This is a genomic window from Paraburkholderia unamae, from assembly GCF_003268775.1.
GTDB lineage: Bacteria > Pseudomonadota > Gammaproteobacteria > Burkholderiales > Burkholderiaceae > Paraburkholderia > Paraburkholderia unamae.
This window is the reverse complement of record NZ_QLSU01000002.1, coordinates 153,679-174,816: the sequence shown is the minus strand read 5'-3', so window position 1 is coordinate 174,816 and position 21,138 is coordinate 153,679. Positions and strand designations below refer to the sequence as shown.

General features: G+C 66.2%; 16 protein-coding genes, 1 tRNA gene and 2 riboswitches. Of the genes, 6 read left to right on the top strand and 11 right to left on the bottom strand.

Features of this window, described 5'->3' with window-relative positions; all coding sequences use genetic code 11:
- Window positions 1–54 precede the first annotated feature (54 nt).
- The 7 genes from C7401_RS03375 to C7401_RS03345 all read right to left on the bottom strand — a co-directional run bounded on the left by C7401_RS03375 (window position 55) and on the right by C7401_RS03345 (window position 9,668).
- The gene (locus C7401_RS03375; RefSeq protein WP_112169945.1) at window positions 55–1,443 is read right to left on the bottom strand and encodes an L-serine ammonia-lyase; all 1,389 of its coding nucleotides are present in this window, start codon (window positions 1,441–1,443) and stop codon (window positions 55–57) included.
- Between the two features lie 97 nt (window positions 1,444–1,540).
- Window positions 1,541–2,704 carry an alginate lyase family protein gene (locus tag C7401_RS03370; RefSeq protein WP_112169944.1) on the bottom strand — a complete coding sequence of 388 codons (1,164 nt, stop codon included), beginning with the start codon at window positions 2,702–2,704 and terminating at the stop codon, window positions 1,541–1,543.
- A 165-nt stretch (window positions 2,705–2,869) separates the two neighbouring features.
- On the bottom strand, window positions 2,870–5,821 hold the full coding sequence (gcvP, locus tag C7401_RS03365) for an aminomethyl-transferring glycine dehydrogenase (RefSeq protein WP_112169943.1): 2,952 nt from the start codon (window positions 5,819–5,821) through the stop codon (window positions 2,870–2,872).
- Window positions 5,822–5,894: 73 nt separating this feature from the next.
- Window positions 5,895–6,275 carry a glycine cleavage system protein GcvH gene (gene gcvH / locus C7401_RS03360; RefSeq protein ID WP_112169942.1) on the bottom strand — a complete coding sequence of 127 codons (381 nt, stop codon included), beginning with the start codon at window positions 6,273–6,275 and terminating at the stop codon, window positions 5,895–5,897.
- 73 nt (window positions 6,276–6,348) lie between these two features.
- Window positions 6,349–7,467: a glycine cleavage system aminomethyltransferase GcvT gene (gene gcvT / locus C7401_RS03355; protein ID WP_112169941.1), complete on the bottom strand. Its 1,119-nt coding sequence runs from the start codon at window positions 7,465–7,467 to the stop codon at window positions 6,349–6,351.
- Between the two features lie 81 nt (window positions 7,468–7,548).
- Window positions 7,549–7,685, bottom strand: a riboswitch (glycine riboswitch).
- Window positions 7,686–7,741: 56 nt separating this feature from the next.
- Window positions 7,742–7,843: riboswitch (glycine riboswitch) on the bottom strand.
- Window positions 7,844–8,055: 212 nt separating this feature from the next.
- Entirely contained in the window at window positions 8,056–8,430 is a 375-nt protein-coding gene (locus C7401_RS03350; RefSeq protein ID WP_112169940.1) for a hypothetical protein, read from the bottom strand.
- A gap of 188 nt (window positions 8,431–8,618) precedes the next feature.
- On the bottom strand, window positions 8,619–9,668 hold the full coding sequence (locus C7401_RS03345) for an oxidoreductase (protein WP_112169939.1): 1,050 nt from the start codon (window positions 9,666–9,668) through the stop codon (window positions 8,619–8,621).
- Window positions 9,669–10,045: 377 nt separating this feature from the next.
- Between C7401_RS03345 and C7401_RS03340 the strand changes: the two genes are divergently transcribed.
- A complete protein-coding gene (locus C7401_RS03340) occupies window positions 10,046–12,136 on the top strand; it encodes a UvrD-helicase domain-containing protein (RefSeq protein ID WP_112170277.1) in 2,091 nt (696 codons plus the stop codon).
- A gap of 87 nt (window positions 12,137–12,223) precedes the next feature.
- Window positions 12,224–12,802 (top strand): hypothetical protein, encoded by a 579-nt coding sequence (locus C7401_RS03335; protein WP_112169938.1) that lies wholly within the window; start codon window positions 12,224–12,226, stop codon window positions 12,800–12,802.
- An 84-nt stretch (window positions 12,803–12,886) separates the two neighbouring features.
- On the opposite strand, the gene C7401_RS03330 is transcribed toward C7401_RS03335, so the two are convergent.
- Complete coding sequence (locus C7401_RS03330) at window positions 12,887–13,798, bottom strand: c-type cytochrome (protein WP_112169937.1); 912 nt, start codon at window positions 13,796–13,798, stop codon at window positions 12,887–12,889.
- Between the two features lie 319 nt (window positions 13,799–14,117).
- On the opposite strand from C7401_RS03330, the gene C7401_RS03325 reads away from it, so the two are divergent.
- A tRNA-Arg gene (locus C7401_RS03325) sits at window positions 14,118–14,193 on the top strand.
- A gap of 239 nt (window positions 14,194–14,432) precedes the next feature.
- Here C7401_RS03325 and fliT read toward each other — a convergent pair.
- From fliT to C7401_RS03310, 3 genes are all read right to left on the bottom strand, one after another.
- Window positions 14,433–14,732 carry a flagellar protein FliT gene (fliT, locus tag C7401_RS03320; RefSeq protein ID WP_112169936.1) on the bottom strand — a complete coding sequence of 100 codons (300 nt, stop codon included), beginning with the start codon at window positions 14,730–14,732 and terminating at the stop codon, window positions 14,433–14,435.
- 19 nt (window positions 14,733–14,751) lie between these two features.
- A complete protein-coding gene (fliD, locus tag C7401_RS03315; RefSeq protein ID WP_112169935.1) occupies window positions 14,752–16,335 on the bottom strand; it encodes a flagellar filament capping protein FliD in 1,584 nt (527 codons plus the stop codon).
- A gap of 184 nt (window positions 16,336–16,519) precedes the next feature.
- Window positions 16,520–17,701, bottom strand: coding sequence for a flagellin (locus C7401_RS03310; protein WP_112169934.1), 1,182 nt, complete (start codon window positions 17,699–17,701; stop codon window positions 16,520–16,522).
- 187 nt (window positions 17,702–17,888) lie between these two features.
- On the opposite strand from C7401_RS03310, the gene C7401_RS03305 reads away from it, so the two are divergent.
- From C7401_RS03305 to C7401_RS03295, 3 genes are all read left to right on the top strand, one after another.
- Entirely contained in the window at window positions 17,889–19,679 is a 1,791-nt protein-coding gene (locus C7401_RS03305) for a glycosyltransferase family 2 protein (protein WP_258396822.1), read from the top strand.
- 84 nt (window positions 19,680–19,763) lie between these two features.
- The gene (locus C7401_RS03300; protein ID WP_112169932.1) at window positions 19,764–20,885 is read left to right on the top strand and encodes a DegT/DnrJ/EryC1/StrS family aminotransferase; all 1,122 of its coding nucleotides are present in this window, start codon (window positions 19,764–19,766) and stop codon (window positions 20,883–20,885) included.
- Window positions 20,882–21,124, top strand: a complete 243-nt coding sequence (locus C7401_RS03295) for an acyl carrier protein (RefSeq protein WP_112169931.1) — start codon at window positions 20,882–20,884, stop codon at window positions 21,122–21,124. Before C7401_RS03300 ends, C7401_RS03295 begins: the two co-directional genes overlap by 4 nt.
- Window positions 21,125–21,138 lie beyond the last annotated feature (14 nt).

Below are 21,138 nucleotides of genomic sequence, written 5' to 3'. Positions count from 1 at the left end.
TCGTTACGTGATGACGTGCAGATACTTCGGGCAAGGCGACAGCGTGTCAAACGATCAGCACTCGACGATATTCACCGCGAGGCCGCCGCGCGAGGTCTCCTTGTACTTCGTCTTCATGTCGGCGCCGGTCTCGCGCATCGTCTTGATGACGGAGTCGAGCGAGACATAATGCGCGCCGTCGCCGCGCAGCGCCATGCGCGCGGCGTTCACGGCCTTCACCGACGCCATGGCGTTGCGCTCGATGCAGGGAATCTGCACCATGCCGCCCACGGGGTCGCAGGTGAGGCCGAGGTTGTGTTCCATGCCGATTTCGGCGGCGTTTTCCACTTGCAGCGGCGTGCCACCGAGCACGGCGGCGAGCGCGCCCGCGGCCATCGAGCAGGCCACGCCCACTTCGCCCTGGCAGCCCACTTCCGCGCCCGAAATCGAGGCGTTGAGCTTGTAGAGAATGCCGATGGCGGCGGCGGTCAGCAGGAAGTCGATCACACCCTGTTCGTTCGCGCCGGGCGTGAAGCGCACGTAGTAGTGCAGCACGGCGGGAATGATGCCCGCGGCGCCGTTGGTCGGCGCGGTCACCACACGGCCGCCCGCGGCGTTCTCCTCGTTCACGGCGATCGCGTAGAGGTTGATCCAGTCGATCATCGAGAGCGGGTCTTGCAGCGCGCGCTCGGGGTGGCCGGTGAGCGCGCGATAGAGCTGCGGCGCGCGGCGCTTCACGGCGAAGGGGCCGGGCAGCGTGCCTTCGGCGTCGGGATTGTTGATGCCGCAGCCGCGCGAGACGCACGATTGCATCACGTCCCAGATGCGCAGGAGACCTGAGCGAATCTGGTCGTCGCTGTGCCAGACGCGCTCGTTCTCCAGCATGAGCTGCGCGATGCTCTTGCCCGACGCTGCGCACAGCGCGAGCATCTGCGCCCCCGTGCTGAACGGATTGGGCAGTTGCTGCGCGGCGGCGAGCACTTTCGTATTCGGCGCGCCCGCCGTGACGACGAAGCCGCCGCCCACCGACAGATAGGTGCTTTCGCGCAGCGTCTCGCCGGCCGCGTCGAGCGCGCGCAGCTTCATGCCGTTCGGGTGCTCGGGCAGCGCCTGGCGATAGAACGCCACGTGCTCCTTCGGCACGAACGTGATCGGATGACGGCCGAGCAGCGCGAGCTGGCGCGCCTTGCGCACGGCTTCCAGGCGAGCGTTGATGGTGTCGGGATCGACGGTGTCGGGCGCGTCGCCCATCAGGCCGAGCATGACACCGCGGTCGGTGCCGTGGCCCTTGCCGGTCGCGCCGAGCGAGCCGTACAGCTCGACTTTCACGGCGGCCGTGCTGGCGAGCAGGCCGTCGCGCTCGAGTCCTTCGGCGAACATCAGCGCCGCGCGCATCGGCCCGACCGTGTGCGAACTGGAGGGCCCGATGCCGATTTTGAAGAGGTCGAAAACGCTCACTGCCATGGGTACTGCTCCTGCTTGTCTGACGTTGGTTTGTGGGGGTGCTGCGTTAATGCGACATCGTTTTTCCCGTGCCGCCGCCGCAACCCTCGCGCGCTTTTTAGCGCGCCGGCAACGGCAGGCAAACGGCGAGCCACGCGGGCGGCGTGGGCGCGAGTTTCAGCGCGACCGGCGCAAAACGGCCGTCGAGTCGCGCCGCCAGGTGAAACAGCTCGGCGGCGTTCTTCGGGTCCCACTGGCCGGAATAGCCGGGCAGGCCCGCTTCGCGCCGCTTCGCGTCGAATGGCACGTTCGAATGCACGAATTCCTCGTGCGTTTTCTGGCCGAGCGCGTACGGCGTGAGCCAGTCGAGCGCGGCGGCGAGCGACGCGCCATTGGCCGCGCGTTCGGGCAGCCAGTTGCGGTTGTGACGGCGCGCGGCGAGCGCGGCGGTCACGAGCGGCTGGAGATCGTAGGTGACGTAGTGCAACGCATCGCGCTCGCTGAAATCGAGCGTCGAGCCGTCGGGCGCGATGTTGTCGCCGATATGCTCGAGGAAGAGCCGCTGCGCCGTCGCGATCATCTTCCGGTTGTCGAGCGTGAACGCGATCATCGCTATCAGTTTGACCCGATGGCTCTGCCAGTTGTTCGCGAAAGTGCCCTTGAGCGGGCGCGGCTGCGCGTCGATCTGCCCGATATAGCCATTCGCGAAGCTGTTCAGGAACTGCATGGTCGCGTTGCGCGTTTTCACGGGCAGCGCGCTCGCGGTCAAGTCGTAGGCGAGGATCAGCCCCTCGAAGCGCGTTTCGTCGATGGGGTTGAAGCTGGGCTTGTACGTGGTGACCCAGGCGAGCAGAAAGCGGTCCACGAGCCGCAGAAAGCGCTCGTCGCTCGTCGCGCGCCACGCGAGCGCGGCGTTGCGCATGAGGTCGAGTTCCTTCGCGGCCTCGACGCTCTCGTCGTAGATGCCTTCGTGCGGCAGCGTGCCCTCGGTATGCAGCTTCGCGAGCGGCCGCGGCACATCGTTTACGTGCGCCACCACTTCGGCCACGAGCGCCTTCACGCCGGGGTCGGCGTTGGTGCGTTCGCTCGATTGCAGCGCGGGAGCCGCGCAAAAATTCATGGCCGCCTCGGCCGTGCCGGCGAAGGCGCCTGTGAAGGCGGCGCAGGCGAGCGCCAGCGCGGCGGCAAGGCGCGGCGGACCGCTTTGCTGCAATGCGCCAGGCGCCTGCCGGACCGAATTGCGCGTTGCGGCTTGCGGCAAGCCCCGCCGTGAGTCCCACATTGGAACCATTCGCACCTTCCGCGCCATGCGCGACTCCCTGATTCAAGGCTGACAGGTGTGTGATGTTAGCGGTTTGCGGCGGCAAATGTGAGCGGAATGACCGCCGCTGCGTCAACCGGAGGTGACGCAGCGGCCTGGCGGGGGCTCGCGTTGGCTTGCGGTGACTTACTCGCCGGCGGTCTGATCGGCGTAGTCGGCCATCGGCACGCACGAGCAGAACAGGTTGCGGTCGCCGTACGCATTGTCGGCGCGGCCGACCGGCGGCCAGTACTTGCGCGCGACGAGCGACGCGACCGGGTACGCGGCCTGCTCGCGCGAGTAGGCGTGCTTCCAGTCGTCGGCGACCACCACGGCGGCCGTGTGCGGCGCGTGGCGCAGCGGGTTGTCTTCCTTGTCCGCGCGGCCTTCTTCCACAGCGCGGATTTCGTCACGGATTGCCACCATCGCGTCGATGAAGCGGTCCAGTTCCTCCTTCGACTCCGACTCGGTCGGCTCGACCATCAGCGTGCCCGGCACCGGGAAGCTCATGGTCGGCGCGTGAAAGCCGTAGTCCATCAGGCGCTTGGCCACGTCGTCCACGGTGATGCCGCTCGCGTCCTTGATGGGGCGCAGGTCGAGAATGCACTCGTGCGCCACCAGCCCGCCCGGGCCGCTGTAGAGCACCGGGAAGTGCGGCGCGAGCTTCTTCGCCACGTAGTTCGCGTTGAGGATCGCGTTCTCGGTCGCGGCCGTGAGGTTGTCCGCGCCCATCATGGCGATGTACATCCACGAGATCGGCAGGATCGAGGCCGAGCCGTAAGGCGCGGCGCTCACCGCGCCGATGCCGTGATCGTCGCGTTTGTAGCCCGACGAAAGCTGGTTCGGCAGGAACTGCGCGAGGTGCGCGCCCACCGCGACCGGACCGACGCCGGGGCCGCCGCCGCCGTGCGGAATGCAGAAGGTCTTGTGCAGGTTCAGGTGCGAGACGTCGCCGCCGAACTGGCCCGGCGCGGCGAGGCCGACCATGGCGTTCATGTTCGCGCCGTCCACATACACCTGGCCGCCCGCCGCGTGCACGATCTCGCAGACTTCGCGCACGTTCGCCTCGAACACGCCGTGCGTGGACGGGTAGGTGATCATGATCGCCGCGAGCCTGGCCGCGTGCTGTTCGGCCTTGGCCTTGAGGTCGTCGAGATCGACGTTGCCTTGCGCGTCGCACGCCACCACGACCACCTGCATGCCGGCCATCTGCGCCGATGCGGGGTTCGTGCCGTGCGCCGAAGCGGGAATCAGGCAGACGTTGCGATGCGCTTCGCCGCGCGAGGCGTGGTACGCCTGGATGATCAGCAGGCCCGCGTACTCGCCCTGCGAGCCCGCGTTCGGTTGCAGCGACACGGCGGCGTAGCCGGTTGCGGCGACGAGCATCTGTTCGAGCTGATCGACCATCTCGCGATAGCCGACCGTTTGTTCGGCGGGCGCGAACGGGTGGATGCGGCCGAACTCGGGCCACGTGACCGGCAGCATTTCCGACGTTGCGTTGAGCTTCATCGTGCACGAGCCGAGCGGGATCATCGAGCGGTCGAGCGCGAGGTCCTTGTCGGAGAGGCTGCGCAGGTAGCGCAGCATTTCCGTTTCCGAATGATGACGGTTGAACACCGGGTGCGTGAGGTACGCGCTTTCGCGCGCGAGCGCGGCCGGGAACGACACGGCGGCGCTGGCGGTGAGTTCGGCGTCGAGCTTGTCGAGCGAAGGCGTTTCGCCCGCGAACGCGGCTTGCGCGAACACGGCGAGCAGGTCGGCCAGATCGGCGCGCGTGGTGGTTTCGTCGACGGACACGCCGACACGCGTTTCGCTCACGTGGCGCAAGTTCATGCCGCGCGCGAGCGCCGCGTCGTGCAGCGCCTGCGTGCGCGGGCCGGCTTCGAACGTGAGCGTGTCGAAGAAGGCGTCGTTCACCAGCGTGTAGCCCAGTTGCTTCGCGCCCGCGGCGAGGATCGCGGCGACCCGGTTCACGCGCTGCGCGATGCGCTTCAGGCCTTGCGGGCCGTGGTAGACGGCGTACATGCTCGCCATGATCGCGAGCAGCGCCTGCGCCGTGCAGACGTTCGAGGTGGCCTTTTCGCGACGGATGTGCTGCTCGCGCGTTTGCAGCGCGAGGCGCAGTGCGGAGTTGCCATTCGCGTCGACGGTCACGCCGACGAGACGGCCCGGCATCTGGCGCTTGAATTCGTCCTTGACCGCGAGGTAGGCGGCGTGCGGGCCGCCGAAGCCCATCGGCACGCCGAAGCGCTGCGAGTTGCCCACGGCCACGTCCGCGCCCCATTCGCCCGGCGGCGTGAGCACGGTGAGCGCGAGCAGGTCGGCGGCGGCGATCACCGCGCCGCCTGCGGCGTGGATGGCGGCGGCGAGTTCGCGGTAGTCGCGCACGTCGCCGTTGACGCCCGGATATTGCAGCAGCACGCCGAAGGCGCCCGCCTGAGCGGCTTCAGCGGCCGGGCCGACCTTCACCTCGATGCCGATCGGCTTCGCGCGCGTCTTCACCACTTCGAGGGTCTGCGCGAGCACGTCGTCGGCGACGAAGAACACGTTCGACTTCGACTTGCCCACGCGCTGCACGAGCGTCATGGCTTCGGCGGCGGCCGTGGCTTCGTCGAGCAGCGATGCGTTCGAGATCGCGAGGCCCGTCAAGTCGGTGATCATCTGCTGGAAGTTCAAGAGGGCTTCGAGGCGGCCCTGCGAGATTTCCGGCTGGTACGGCGTGTACGCGGTGTACCACGCCGGGTTTTCGAGCACGTTGCGCAGGATGACGGCCGGCGTGTGCGTGTCGTAGTAGCCCTGCCCGATGTACGAGCGGAACACCTGGTTCTTGTCCGCGAGCGCGCGCAGGGCGGCGAGCGCCTCGGCTTCCGAGCGCGGCTGCGAGAACGGCCCGAGCGGCAGCGTCTCGTTGCGGCGGATCTTCGCCGGAATCACCGCATCGATCAGCGCGGCGCGCGAGGCGAAGCCGAGCGCGTCGAGCATCGCCTGCTGGTCGGCCGTGTCGGGGCCGATGTGGCGGGCGGCGAAAGCGTCGTGCGCTTCGAGCGCAGCAAGCGAGAGCGGGGAGTTCATCAGACGATCCGGGTGTTCGAGCTTCATAGGGGTTCCTGCGGGCGCGGGCGGCGATGTCAGCGCGCCGCCGCGCCATGGCGGTTAAGGCGAGATTGCCAGCTTATGCGCCGATTGCCTTTTCGTACGCGGCAGCGTCGATCAGCGAGTCGAGCTTGGCGTCGGCGGCGGGCTTGATCTTGAAGAGCCACGATTCGTACGGCGCGCCGTTCACCTGGTCGGGCGTGTCGACGAGCGACGTGTTCGACTCGACGATCTCGCCCGCAACCGGCGCGTAGATGTCCGAGGCGGCCTTGACCGACTCGATCACGGCCACGGCGTCGCCGGCGGCGACCGCGCGGCCCGCGTCAGGCAGTTCGAGGAAGACGATGTCGCCCAGCGCTTCCTGCGCGTGGTCGGTAATGCCGACGGTCAGCGTGCCGTCGGCTTCGGTGCGGATCCACTCGTGCGATTCGGTGTATTTCAGATCGGCCGGGATGCTCATGGTTGCTCCAGTGCGTGGTTCGGTTTTTGTTGCTTGAAAAGGGGAGGGCGTGCGCGGCTCGAATCCTTGCGGATCAGGCGACGAGCACCTTGCCGTTGCGCACGAACGGCAGTTTTACCACGCTTGCGGGAAGGGCTTTGTCACGGATCTGCACCTGCACGACATCGCCCGGCTGCACGCCCTGGGGCACGCGTGCGAAGGCGATGGATTCCTGCATGCTCGGCGAGAAGGTGCCGCTCGTGATCTCACCCTCGCCGTGCGGCGTGAGCACCTTCTGGTGCGCGCGCAGCACGCCGCCGGCCTTGCCGTTTTCCTTTTGCAGGATCAGACCGACGAAGGCCGAGCGCGAGCCGTTGGCTTCGAGCGCCGGGCGGCCGACGAACTCGCGCGGCTCCTTCATGTCGACGGTCCAGGCGAGGCCCGCGTCGAGCGGCGAGACGCCGTCGTCCATGTCCTGGCCGTAGAGGTTCATGCCTGCTTCGAGGCGCAGCGTGTCGCGTGCGCCGAGACCGCAGGGCTTCACGCCCTGGCGTTGCAGGGCGTCCCAGAGTTCGCACACGGCGGCGGCCGGCACCACGATCTCGAAGCCGTCTTCGCCGGTGTAGCCGGTGCGCGCGATCATCAGTTCGCCGAACGGCGTGGCTTCGATCTTCGCGGCGTTGAAGGGTTTGAGCACTTCGGTGGCGCTGCGCGACGAGGGCGCGACCTGCCAGACCTTTTCGCGCGCGTTCGGGCCTTGCACGGCCACGATCGCCAGATCGCGGCGCGGCGTGATGGTGAGGCCGAAGCCGCCTTCGGCGTTGAGCTTCTCGAACCAGGCGATGTCTTTTTCAGCCGTGCCCGCGTTGACGACGGTGCGGAACTGGTCGTCGGCGAAGAAGTAGACGATCAGGTCGTCGATCACGCCGCCTTCTGGGTTCAGCATGCACGAGTAGAGCGCCTTGCCGGGCGTCGTGAGCTTGGCGACGTTGTTGGCGAGCGCGCGGGCGAAGAACTCGCGCGCCTTCGGGCCCGCAAAGTCGACCACGCACATGTGCGAGACGTCGAACATGCCGGCGTCGGTGCGCACGGCGCGATGCTCGTCGATCTGCGAGCCGTAGTTGACGGGCATGTCCCAGCCGCCGAAGTCGACCATGCGGGCGTTGAGCGCGCGGTGCGTGTCATTCAGCGGGGTGCGTTTGAGTTCGGTCATGGGGCCTCAGCGAGATACGCGCGAAAACGAAAAAGGCCATGCAGGAAGCGCCGCAGGCACGATGCCCGTGGTCGATTCTTGCATGGCCCCTCTGTCCTCGGTACCTGAGAGATTGCGCCTTGCTGCGACTGGCGCGCGCCCCTTCGGTGGGCAGCCTGAACGCGTGGGGGTACGATCCGCCGCCGCCCGTTCTACTGCCGCTCTCCAGAGTTGCGGACTTGTCTGCTGTCTCGCTTGCCTCGCGCCAAAGCACGAAACAGGCGAATCAGCGGTCCGGCGCGCACGGTCCTTTTGCCTGAGAGTTTGTGGGTTGCCCCTTCGGCGGCGCCGCTTGCACTGGTGAAAGGCAAACGGCACGCTCTCCCGGCGCGCGCAGCGATTGTGCGCGACGCCTCGGGGCTATGTCAATGCGGAAAAATTCGGCGCGCGGCGCGGCCAACGGGCGGGAAGGCCGGTGGCTGTTGGTGCGTGCGGGATTGCGCAGATCGAGGGCGCACGCGGCGCGGCGCCGGGGGAAACGGGGGCGGTATGGATAGCGGCCGGAAGGCAGTGCGAGCCGCGACCGCGCGGCTCGTACCAGGAGGACGCTTACTCGCCGATGGCGCGCGCGGCCGTGTCGAGTTCCTGGTTCAGCACATGCTGTTCGTCGGCCGAAATGCCGCCGCCGTGCTGCGCAGCCATGTCGTGCGCTTCGCCGCGGATCGTGTCGAGGCGATGATGCAGCGCGCCGCCCTGGGGCGGCGGGTAGTAGCCCTGGCTCACGCGCATGTCGATGCGGTGGCCCAGATTGTCGATGCGGCTGTCGACCTGATGCAGGCGATCGACGGCGACTTCATGCGGGTTCGGGCCCGGCGGGGGCGGCGCAACGGGGCGCGACGCCGGCTGGTTCACCACGCACGCGGCGAGGGTCGAGACGAGCACGCCGGCGGCGGCAAGGCGTAGAGCGTGGGTAAAGCGGGTCATTCAGACTCTCCTTTGTCTTGTCGTTGCTGCTTTTTTGGTCTTGCATGTCCACAAACGTCTGGCGATTGCCGCGTGATGACCCGGCCGCAGCAACCAGATGTAACCAATTGTTCGGACCTTTCAGCGGCGTCGGCGCAATGCAAGCTCGACGCCGCCGCATCCGAAAGCGGCGGCGCGAGCCGGCGCCGTCAGGACTCGCGCACGAACGCCAGCGTGCGGCCTTCTTTCGCGCTTTGCATCGCCAGCTCGATGAGCGTCATGACGTCGATGGCGTCCTGGGGGCTCACCGGGAACGCCTGGCCTTCGCGGATCGCGGCGGCCAGCGCGCGATACAGATCGGCGTAATTGCCCGCGGCGTTGGGCACTTCGAGATCGGCTTCCTGGCCGTCGTCTTTCAGCACGTGCAGGCGCCCCGCCTCGTTGCCCGCGCCGAAGCCGGGCTGACCGGGACGCAGCCCGTCCTTGAGCTGATCTTCCTGGGTGTCGAGCCCGTTCTTCAGATAGCTGCCGCGCGTGCCGTGAATCGCAAAGCGCGGCGCGTACGCGGCGAGGGCGCTCGCGTGCAGCACCGCGTCGTGGTGCGGGTAGCGCAGCACGAGGTGCGCGTAGTCCGGCGCGCTCGCGTGCTCGCGGCGCGTGTGGACGAACGCGGTGATCGATTCGGGCGCGCCGAAAAGCGCGAGCGTCTGGTCGATCAGATGCGGCCCGAGGTCGTAGAGCAGGCCGCCGCCGCGCGTGGCGTCCTCGCGCCAGCGCTGGCGCACCTGCGGGCGGAAGCGGTCGAAGTGCGACTCGTAGTGCGTGACGCGCCCGAGTTGGCCGCCTGCGATCAGGTCGCGAACGGTGAGGAAGTCGCCGTCCCAGCGGCGGTTGTGGAAGGGCGCGAACACGAGGCCGCGCTGCTTCGCGATGGCCGCGAGCGTGCGCGCTTCCTCGGAAGTGAGCGTGACCGGCTTGTCCACCAGCACGTGCTTGCCGCGCTCGAGCGTGCGGCGCGCGAGATCGTAGTGCGTGTCGTTGGGCGTGGCGATCACGACGCATTCGATCGCGTCGAGCGAAAGCAGGGCGTCGAGGTCGGGCACGATCGCGGCGTCCGGATAGTCGACCTGGGCGCGCTCGCCCTGGCTCGTCGCGATGGCGGCGAGTTGCGCCGCGCCGCTGTGCGCGATCACGGGAGCGTGGAAGGTCTGGCCGGCGAAGCCGTAGCCCATCAGGCCGATTTGCAGCGGTGCAGTCATGAGGCGCGTCCTTTTTCCAGCAGGGTGGCGGGTGGCGGGAGCCCGTTATTGTGGCACGGTCTGTGGCACGGTCGCCCACGTGTGCGGAGCGCGTCGAGGGACGGATGCGCCGCGGGCCTGCCGCGCGGGCTGGGGCAACGCGTGGGCAACTGCGGGGCAACGCGGAGGCAACTGCGGACAACTCGGGGCAACATCGTCGCACCGCGCGACGTGTTAACATCGCACCTCCCGCGTGAGAGGCCGCCGCGATGTTCGCGCGCCTCGCGCCGTGCGGTGCGCCGCGCTTTGGCGGTTATTGCCCGAAGCGGCGGCGTCACGAGAGGCGCAACGCCCGCACGCATCCCAGCCGTACCACCCGTTTTTCCAATCCAGCAACGATGTCCGCAGGCCTGAATCCCGCCCAAAGCGAAGCGGTGCGCTATCTCGACGGTCCCTGTCTCGTGCTCGCGGGCGCGGGCAGCGGCAAGACGCGCGTGATCACCCAGAAGATCGCGCACCTCATCGAAGCGAAAGGCTTCGAGCCGCGCCATATCGCCGCCGTCACCTTCACCAACAAGGCCGCCGCCGAAATGCGCGAGCGCGTGGGCAAGCTGCTCGAAGGCAAGACGCTCACCACGCCCGGCAAGGAGGGCCGCAAGGTGCCGACCAACCAGCTCACGGTTTGCACGTTCCACTCGCTGGGCGTGCAGATCCTGCGCCAGGAAGCCGAGCATCTGAGCCTCAAGCCCCAGTTCTCGATCATGGATTCCGACGACTGCTTCGCCATGATCCAGGAGCAGGTGGGCTCGACCGACAAGGGCTTTATCCGCAAGATCCAGTCGATCATCTCGCTCTGGAAGAACGGCCTCGTGATGCCCGAGCAGGCGCTCGCGACCGCGTCGAACGAGGACGAGCACCAGGCCGCCATCGTCTATCGCAACTACATGGCGACGCTGCATGCCTATCAGGCCGTGGACTTCGACGACCTGATCCGCCTGCCTGCCGAATTGTTCGCGAAGAACGAGCCGGTGCGCGAGCGCTGGCAGAACAAGCTGCGCTACCTGCTGGTCGACGAGTACCAGGACACCAACACCTGCCAGTACGAGCTGCTCAAGCTGCTGGCGGGCCCGCGCGCCGCGTTCACGGCCGTGGGCGACGACGACCAGGCCATCTACGGCTGGCGCGGCGCCACGATCGAAAATCTCGCGCAGCTCGGCAAGGACTACCCGAAGCTGCACGTCATCAAGCTGGAGCAGAACTACCGCTCGACGGTGCGCATTCTCACGGCGGCGAACAACGTCATCGCGAACAATCCGAAGCTCTTCGAAAAGAAGCTCTGGTCCGAGCACGGCATGGGCGACACCATCACCGTCACGCCCTGCAACGATGAAGAGCACGAAGCCGAGTCGGTGGTGTTCCGCCTTTCCGCGCACAAGTTCGAGCGGCGCGCGCAATTCCGCGACTACGCGATTCTTTATCGCGGCAATTTTCAGGCGCGCATCTTCGAGCAGGTGCTGCGCCGCGAGCGCATTCCCTACGTGCTCTCGGGCGGCCAGTCGTTCTTCGACAAGGCCGAGATCAAGGACATCTGCGCGTACCTGCGCCTGATCGCCAACCACGACGACGATCCCGCGTTCATCCGCGCGATCACCACGCCGCGCCGTGGCGTGGGCAACACCACGCTCGAAGCGCTCGGCTCGTTTGCCGGGCAGGCGAAGGTGTCGCTGTTCGAGGCGGTGTACATGGGCGGCATCGAGGCGCGGCTGTCGGCGCGCCAGGTCGAGCCGATGCGCGTGTTCTGCGACTTCATGCAGCGCCTCGCCGAGCGCGCGCATAAAGATCCGGCGACGGTCGTGCTCGACGACCTCATGGACGCGATCCACTACGAGGCGTATCTCTACGACGCGTTCGACGAGCGCCAGGCGCAGTCGAAGTGGCAGAACGTGCTCGAATTCCTGGAGTGGCTCAAGCGCAAGGGCACGAAGCCGGAGCAGGAGATCGGCGAGGAGAGCGAGGCCACGGGCTACGACAATGCCGACGGCCTCGCGGACACCGGCAAGAACCTCATGGGCCTGATTCAAACCGTCGCGCTGATGTCGATGCTCGAAGGCAAGGAAGAGGACCCGGACGCGGTGCGCCTGTCCACCGTGCATGCCTCGAAGGGGCTGGAGTATCCGCACGTGTTCCTGGTGGGCGTGGAAGAAGGGATCATGCCGCACCGTGGCGGTTCGGAAGACGACGTGATCGACGACTCGCGCATCGAGGAAGAACGCCGCCTCATGTACGTGGCGATCACGCGCGCGCAGCGCAGCCTGCATCTGAACTGGTGCAAGAAGCGCAAGCGGGCGCGCGAGACGGTGGTGTGCGAGGCGTCGCGCTTCATCCCCGAGATGGAACTGGACGAAGCGCCGCCGCCCACCGCGGAGGAAGCGCCGATGACGCCGAAGGACCGACTGGCGAGCCTCAAGGCGCTGCTGCAAAAGGGCTGATGACCTTGCGCGCGGCGCGTGTTTGCAATTTCGGGATGCGACGCGCAGTAGAGTGAACGACCTTGTTTCACACCCGGCCGATACCTGATGGATTCATTGCTTGCGCATTACCGTCACGCGCTCGAAACCTATATCGACGCGAAGGACAACACGAAGCCCGCGCGCATCCACGAAGCGTTCGCGCCCGATGCGGTGCTGACGTTTTCGCTGGCCACGCCGAACATCACGTTTCCGTCGCGCAGCGTCGGCGCCGAGGCGATCGCGAAAACGCTGGTGAGCGATTTCGGCGAGCGTTATTCGTGCTGCCGCACCTACTACCTTTGCGAAGCGCAAGCGCTGGCGGCGCATGACCGCGTGATCGACGCGCTGCCGTGGCTCGTCGTGATGCGCGAGGCGGCGGCGGGCGTGCTGCGCATCGGCAACGGTACGTATCGCTGGACCTTCGACGCCAACGAGGCCGCCCCGCGCGTGGCGCAATTCCACATTCACATTGCGCGCATGGACGTGATCGACGACCCGGACGGCGCGCGGCTCGCGCGCTTGCAGGAGGGCTTGAGCTATCCGTGGCTCGCCCCCGCCGATCTCGCCGAGCGTTACGGCGCGCTGGCCGACGACGCTTCGGGCGGGTTCGCCTTCGCTCGCGCATTCTCGCGACCGGCGCGCTGACGCGCGAACGCTTGCTCGTCTGCGGAAGTAAAAATCCCCGCGCCGTATCGCTACGGGCGGGGATGGGCGCGCGGTTGCGGCGCCTTACTTCGCGGCGCTCACCATGTAATCCACCGCGGCCTTCACGTCGGCATCCGAAGCGGTCGAGCCGCCCTTGGGCGGCATCTGGCCCTTGCCATGCAGCGCGTAGTTGTAGACGGTGTCCATCGAATCCTTCAGGCGCGGCGCCCAGTCGGCCTTGTTGCCGAACTTCGGCGCGCCCAGCACGCCCGCGGCGTGACACGCCTGGCAGACCTGCTCGTAGAGCGCCTTGCCCGCTTGCGAGGCGTCGGCGCTTTGCGTGCCGCCACCGGCCGCCGGGGCCGACGACGCTTGCGGAAGGGCCGCGATGGCCGCGGCGGCGGCTTGCGCCTGGGCGGCGTTCGCATCGGCCGCACCCGAAGCCGGAGCGGCCGCGCCCGCAGCCGCATTGGCGGCATTGGCCGCGCCGGGCGCGGGCTTGGGCGGGTCCTGGAAGGTCGCGCCGCCGTGGTTCGCCATGTAGGCGACGGCGAGGCCGATTTCGTAGTCGCTGTAGTCGTCGGGGCTCGTGCCGCCGCGCGGGGGCATCGCCCCCTTACCGGAGAGCGCCGTTTTCCAGAGCGTGTCGTAGCCCTGCGCGATGCGCGGCGCCCAGTCGCCCGCGTTGCCGAACTTCGGCGCGCCCGCTGTGCCCGCCGCGTGGCAGGCCGAGCACACGGCTTGATAAACCTGCTCGCCGGTCTTGAAGACGCGCGGCGCGTTGGCGTCGCGCAGGTTGAGCTGCGCGATCGGCGCGATGCGCGCGGAGACCTGCTGGTCGGAGAGTTCCTCGGTGCCCGCGCCGGTGCGCGTCGTGTTGTCGACGTAGTAGGCGAGCAGAATGATGATGACGATGGGGACGGCAAACCCGGCGATGACAGCGGCGATCAGCTGGCCGGGCGTTTTGATCGGGGCTCCGTGGGGTGCTTCGCTCATGCTTGTCTCGTCTCCCGTTGGTTTTTTGGTGAGCGGTACAGCAGGACGGCAATGGCCATGCGGCGGATCAAACACCGACGATTATAGTCGGAAGGGTTTGCGGCGGGTTGGCGCGCGCGGGGGGAGTTCAGCGGGCGTTTACCCGGAGCGCGGGCCGCTGGCGTTCTGGTTCCCGGCGCCGTTGACCCGCATGATCGTTGCGCCGTCCCCACGGGCCCGTGCGGTGGACGGTTTAACCGAAACCGGGTATTCTCTCTGTCTCTCTTCGGTGCTGTCGTCCCCGTGTTCCACGGTCCGGTGGCGGCGCCAGCAAGTCAATGCGCCCGTAGCTCAATGGATAGAGTACTGCCCTCCGAAGGCAGGGGTTGCTGGTTCGATCCCAGCCGGGCGCGCCAAGTCTGACAAGGGTTTCCGCCCGATCTTCCTCCAAGCGGTTTCGATTACGCGGTACAAGCGGCACACGCGTATCTCAGCACCTGTTCTGAGCGCCTGTTCGCGTTCGACCTCGCACGAGGCTTGGATCTACCGATCCAGTAATCGGGGCCCAATCAGAAAATCCCATCAAAAAGAAAAGGCCCGCACAAGGCGGGCCGGCTTTCTTCAATTCACAGCGACCGTAACCGTGGTCGCCGCTTCACCTGCGCGCCATGCTCAAGTACTGCCCGGCGTTGCGGCTCGCCTGCATGTTCGACTGATACTCGGCCCCCAGCGCCTGCCGGGCGGCCCGCGCGACCTCGACGATGCGGTTGTCGATCTCGTAAATCGACCGCAGCCGCGCCATGACTTCCTGCGGCGGCTGCGCGCCGAGCGAAGCGAGGAGCGGCGAGCGCGCGTCCGCGAGCTGCGCGGCCCGCTCCCACTCGCCGACCGCGACGGCCTGTTCGAGGTCTTTCGTCATCGACCAGATGTGCTCGATCGGGGCTACGTTTTGCATGGTTCGCTCCTGGCGGCGCTCAGCCCTTGTTCGTGGCGAGCGCGCCTGCGCTGCTGGTGCCGCCGAACAGTTGCGTGAGGTATTGCGAGTTGCTGTTCATCGTCGCCATCAGGGTGTCGAGCGCCGTGAACTGCGCCGTGTACATGCTGGTGAGCTGGGCTTGCCAGTTCGTCAGCGTCGTCTGCTGGTTCGACAGGCTCGTCAGGTCGGCGTTGATCGCGTCCGTGCGGTTTTGAATGATGCCGCCAGTCGACGTGTAGTTCGTGATGCTGTCGTCCAGTTGCGCGGCAATGCCGTTCACCGGGTTGAACAGCGACGCCACGACCGACTGGTTGTTCTGGAGCGCGCTGCTGAGCGTCGAGTCGTCGACCGACAGCGTGCCGTCCGACTGGAGCGTGATGCCGATCGCGGCAAGCGTCGTCTTGGAGGTGCCGCTGCCCACGCCGCTGCCCACGATCTTGGCGAGCTGGTTCTGGATCGTGCTCAACGTGGAGTCGCCGATCAGCACGCCTTGCGACGTCGAGTTCGCGTTGAACGCCGTGAGCGAGCCCATCGTCGTGACGAGCGTGTTGTAGAGCGTCACGAACGTGTCGATCGCCGAGCTCTCGGCGCTCGTGTCCTGCGCGATCGTGAGTGTTTGCGTGGTGCCGACCGCCGCAGACGTGAGGTTCAGCGTCACGCCGGAGAGGGCCGTCGTCACGGAGTTCGTGGTGCTGGACACGCCCACGCCGCCGAGCGTGAAGTACGAATTCTGGGCGGCCTGAGTCTGGGTCCAGCCCGAGCCGCTGATGGTCGACTGGCTGGGGTTGTACGTGTTGTTGCTGCTATCGGTGGCGGTGAGGTCGCTCGAGCTGCTGATCGTCTTGCCCGGCGTGGTCGTCACCGCGAGATCGTTCAGCGCGTCGGCCTTGCCGTTGGTCGTATTCGTGTCGCTGATCTGGATGCTGATGCCGCTCGACGCGCCCGTCGTGGTCGATTGCAGCACGAGGTGGGCGCCGTCCGAGCCGGTCACCACGGTCGCGGTGACGCCCGGATTGTTGTTCGACGAGTTGATCGCCGAGGCAATGCCGGCAATCGTGCTGTTCGAGCTGTTCAGCGAAATCGTGGCGCTCTGGCCGTTGACCGACAGGGTCATCGTGGCCGCGCCGGTGGCCAGGGCGGTCGACGCGTCGTAGCCCGCCGAAGTGAGCACCTGCGACGTGGCGACCTGCGAGACATTGAGCGAGTACGAACCCGCCACCGCGCCGGTTGCGGCCGAGGCGGTGACGCCGGTGCCGCTCAGGGTGGTCGAGAACGTACTGAGCGTGTCGCCGTCGCTGAGCGGCAGGACGGCTGCCTGCAACGCGGAGAGTGCCGCGGAGAGCGTGCCGTATGCCGAGATCAGCGTGTTGTCGGCGGTCTGTTCGGCGGCGATGGTCGCGGCCTGGCCGGCGGTCTTGCTGTTGACGAGCGCGGTGACGAGCGAGCTCGTGTCCATTGACGAATTGGTCGAGCCGCTGATGATCGACTGGGCGGCTGCCTGCACCGAGGCTTGGGCGGCGGCGGTCGTGGTCGCAACTGCGCTCGCGATCGCAGCAGTCGTAGATCCGGTTACGGTGGACATGAGGGGGCTCCGTGCGTCGGCAAGGCCGGTTAAAACGGTTGAATGCGTGGTTGAACGTGCGCTTGAGCGTACGGTCGAATGCGCGATTTAACGCTGGAAACGACAATCGGGAGGCAAGCCTCCCGACGGATTTGCGACCGGCGCGCGATGCGCTGCGCGCCGGAGGCCAGAGGCCGGAAGCGTCTTACTGGAGAAGCTTCAGGATCTGCTGCGGCTGCGAGTTCGCTTGTGCCAGCACCGAGATACCGGCTTGTTGCAGAACCTGTGCCTTGCTCAGGTTGGCGGTTTCCTGTGCGAAGTCCGCGTCCTGGATCGACGACTGGGCGCTCGACAGGTCGGTCGCTTGAGCTTGCTGCGTCGAGCCGATGGCGGTGAAGCGGTTTTGTGCCGCGCCAAGCGTTGCTTGCAGGTTGTTCAGCGTGGTCAGCGCGTTGTCGATCGACTCCATCGCCATGCTGGCGCCGCTCTGGCTGCTGATGTTGATGCTTGCCACGTCCGACGGCGTGTTCAGTGCGTCGATCGTCTTGCCGACGGTGTCGTTCGAAGTCGCAGTCGTGCCGCTGGTGAGGGTATCCAGCTTCGTGGCCCCGGCTGAGCCGATGCCCGAAGCATTGGCGGCGCTGATGGCGGTGTTGCCGTTGGCGTCGGTCGCCACGTTGGTGGTGCCGAAGATGGCCTGGGCTGCGGAGAGCGACAGGGCTTCGTTGTTCTGGTCGGTCAGCGTGTAGCCGCCCTTGCCGTCCGAGATCACGTTGATGGACGTGATCGTGGCGCCCGAAGCAACCGAAGCGCCGCTGTTGTCCAGCGACAGGCCGCTGAACGAACCGAGCGTGTTGCCGGCTTGCACGTTGCCGGTGCCGAGCTTGGCAGCCGACATGTCTTGCGTGAGGCTCAGGCTGATCGTCTGGCCGACGTTAGCGCCGACCTGGAACGACACGTTGCCCATCGAACCGTTGAGCAGGTTCATGCCGTTGTACGTCGTTTGCGACGCAATACGGTTCACTTCCGAAATCTGTTGCGTGACTTCCTGCTGGAGCGCCGCGCGGTCGTCGTCGGTCATCGAGCCGTTCGCTGCCTGCGTGGCCAGTTGGCGGATACGTTGCAGGCTGCTCGTCAGCGAGGACAGGCCGCTCGATGCCGTTTGCACCATCGACGTGCCGTCGTTCGAGTTCGACACGCCCTGGTTCAGACCGTTGATCTGGGTCTGCATGATGTTCGAGATCGCGAGGCCTGCTGCGTCGTCCGCTGCGCTGTTGATGCGCTTGCCCGACGACAGACGCGTGATCGCTTGCGACAGCGCGCTGCCCGAACCACTCAGGTTCTGCTGCGACACGAGCGAGTTGATATTGGTATTAATTCCGAGCATTTCAATTCTCCGAGTAGGGCAACGGCCCGATCCCAAAAAGCGGCAGCGGTAAGTGAGTTGGCCGCCTTGTTTGTGATAACGGTCCCCACCGGGAAAACTTTAAGGGAGGAATCGACAAAAAAAGTCAAATGGGGACAGAGTAAATGCAGGGACGGGATCGGGCGCGGTACCCGCAAGCGGATGTCCGGTGCCTGCGCATCGAAGGAATTGGGCGCGAAAAGCGTGCTTGTCTGCCGGATCGCGGGCTCGCGGCGGCCGATACACTGCCTGCTCGCCCAATTCCGCCGCCAGTCGTATGCCAACCGTCAGCATCCTTATTCCCGCGTTCAAGCCGACCTACCTGGCCAGGACTTTGGCGAGCGCCTGCGCGCAGAACTATGCGGACATCGAAATCCTGGTCGGCGACGACACGCCGGACGGCAGTCTGCGCGAGATTGTCGAAGGCGTGAACGATCCGCGGATCCGCTACTTTCACCACGGATTCCAGGACGGGCTGCGCAATCAGGAGGAACTGTGGGCGCGCGCGGCCGGAAAGTACGTGAAGTGGCTTTATGACGACGATCTTCTGATGGCGAGTTCGGTGGCCACGCTGGTGGCGGCGCTCGAAAGCCATCCCGAATCGGCCATGGCCTTTCACCAGCGGGTGGTCATCGACGCCGACGACAAGGTGATCGACGTCCCGGCCGCGCTGCTCCAGCCCGGCGCGACAGCGCTGCTCGATCGCGCGTTTCTGGTCGAGAACATGGTGGTGAGCGCCAACAACTTCGTCGGTGAGCCCAGCAACGTCATGCTCGTGCGCGAGCGGGTCGATGTCCGCGCCATGATGAAGTACCGGGAGCACGCGTTCATCTATCTGACCGATGTCACGATGTACCTGAACATGGCGCAGTTGGGGCCGGTCGTCATCGCCGGCGGCTACCACAGCTGCTTCCGGCGGCACGCGACGCAAAACTCCGGCGTTGCGAACCCGTGGCTCGCGGCGGGCTTTTTCGAATGGGAAATCATCGTGCGCGGCGAGGCGGCTGCCGGGACCATCGGCGCGGCGTCGCTCGACAAGGCGCGCGAGCGGCTGGACGAGGTTTACCGCTTTGCCATCGAGCAGCGCGGCCTGTTGGGGCTGGAGCCGCTGCGGCAAAGCCTGGACGAACTGGGGCGCATGCCGCCCCGCGAGCTGCCCGAGTCGCCCCGGTTTCTCGACGGCATCGCTCACGCGCGCGCGGTGGCGTCGGCAAAGAAGCGCAAGCGCGTGCGGCTCGTTTGCGCCACGCGGGGAAGCCAGGCGCAGTTCATGACCGAAACCGCGCTCGGCCGCTCATTGCGGCTGTATGGCGCTTCCGGGCGTGAAGACGACGTGGATATCCGCCTGACGATCAACAACACGCAGGGCTTGCCTGCTATCTACAACGCAGCGATCGAGGCGGCGGCCACCGATCCGGCGATCCTCGTCTTTATCCACGACGACGTCTGGCTCGCCGATTTTTTCTGGCAGGCGCGCATCCACGGCGCCGTGGACCATTTCGACGTGGTCGGTATCGCCGGCAATACACGGCGGGTGCCGGGCCAGCCGGCCTGGCATTCGACGACGCTCGCCTTCGAACCGGATACGGATCATCTGAGCGGAAGCCTCGGCCGCGGCCGGGGTATGCCCTGCGACGAAGTGAAGCTGTATGGGCCATCGGAGCAGGCGTGCAAGCTCCTCGACGGCCTCATGCTCATCGCCGACAGCGAAACGCTGCTGGCCAGCGGGGTGCGCTTCGATGAGCGTTTTGCGTTCGACTTCCACGATCTGGACTTCTGCCGGCAGGCCGAACTGGCCGGCCTGCGCATGGGAACGTGGGCGCTCAGCGTGATTCACGAGGGTGGACGGCGCTACGGCACTGCGGCATGGCACGAAGGCTACAACCGGTATCTGCGCAAATACGGCGAGACGGCGGGGCCTGACATGCCCCTCGCGCAGCTCGACGCCAATGAGGCGTAGTGAGGGGGAAAAGCCCCTTAGTTCCCCAGACTGAAATGGCGGCCCGAACCTCAAAATCTCGGGAACGACTCATCGCGATTGATCATGAAATTGCCCGGCCCCGAGCCCATCTACGTCACCCAGCCGTACATGCCACCGCTGGAGGACTTCATCCCCTACCTGGAGAAGATCTGGGACTCGCGGCGGCTGACCAATCATGGGCCGATGCACGAGCAGCTCGAGCATGCGCTCGCGGAGTATCTCGGCGTCGAGCACATCGCGCTCTTTTCCAACGGCACCCTGGCGCTGGTCACGGCCCTGCAAGCCTTGCGCATTGCCGGCGAGGTCATCACGACGCCGTACTCCTTCATCGCCACGGCGCACGCCCTGCGCTGGAACGGCATCGAGCCGGTGTTCGTCGACATCGACCCCGTGACGCTCAATCTCGACCCCACGAAGATCGAAGCGGCCATCACGCCCAAGACCACGGCGATCCTGCCGGTGCACTGCTATGGCAACCCGTGCAAGGTGGAGGCCATCGAGAAAATCGCCGACACCTATAACCTGAAGGTGATCTACGACGCCGCGCACGCCTTCGGGGTGCGCGATGCAGGCGGCAGCATCCTGCGCCACGGCGACCTCTCCGTACTGAGCTTTCACGCCACCAAGGTATTTACGACCTTCGAGGGCGGCGCAATCATCTGCCCGGACAAAAAGACAAAACAGCGCATCGACAACCTCAAGAATTTCGGGATTGTTGACGAAACCACCGTCGTCGCGCCGGGCATCAACGGCAAGATGGCCGAGGTCAACGCGGCCTTCGGCTTGCTGCAACTGCAACACATCGACAAGGCGCTGGCCCGCCGCCGCGAGATCGGCGAGAAGTACGGCGACCTGTTGAAGAACGTGCCCGGCATCGAATGCGTCCAGCAACGGGAAGGCAACGGCACGAACTATTCGTACTACCCGATCCTCGTTGGGCCGGAGTATCCGGTCAGCCGGGACGCGCTGTTCGAGCACTTGCGGAAAAAGGGAATTCACGGCCGCCGGTATTTCTATCCACTGATTACCGAGTTCCCGATGTATCGCGGCATGCCAGGGGCTTCGCGCAGCAATTTGCCCGTGGCGGCGAAAGTCGCCACGGATGTGATTTGCCTGCCGATTTATCCGAACCTCACTGACGATGAGGTCGAAAACATTGCAGCACTGATTCGAGACATTACATGACTACCGATTACCAAACCCCCACCATCGAGCAGTTCATCGAGAACTTTCTGGTCGTCACGGACTTCCAGAATCCGGTGGAAGTGACCCCGGAAACGGAATTGAGCAGCCTGGACGAGTGGGATTCGCTCGCCGCGCTGGGCGTGATCGTGATGTTCGACACGGAATACGGCAAGGCGATCACGGGTGAAGACCTGAAGAAGTGCGCAACGATCACCGACCTCTACAAACTGCTCGGGTAAGAACATGGCTTTTT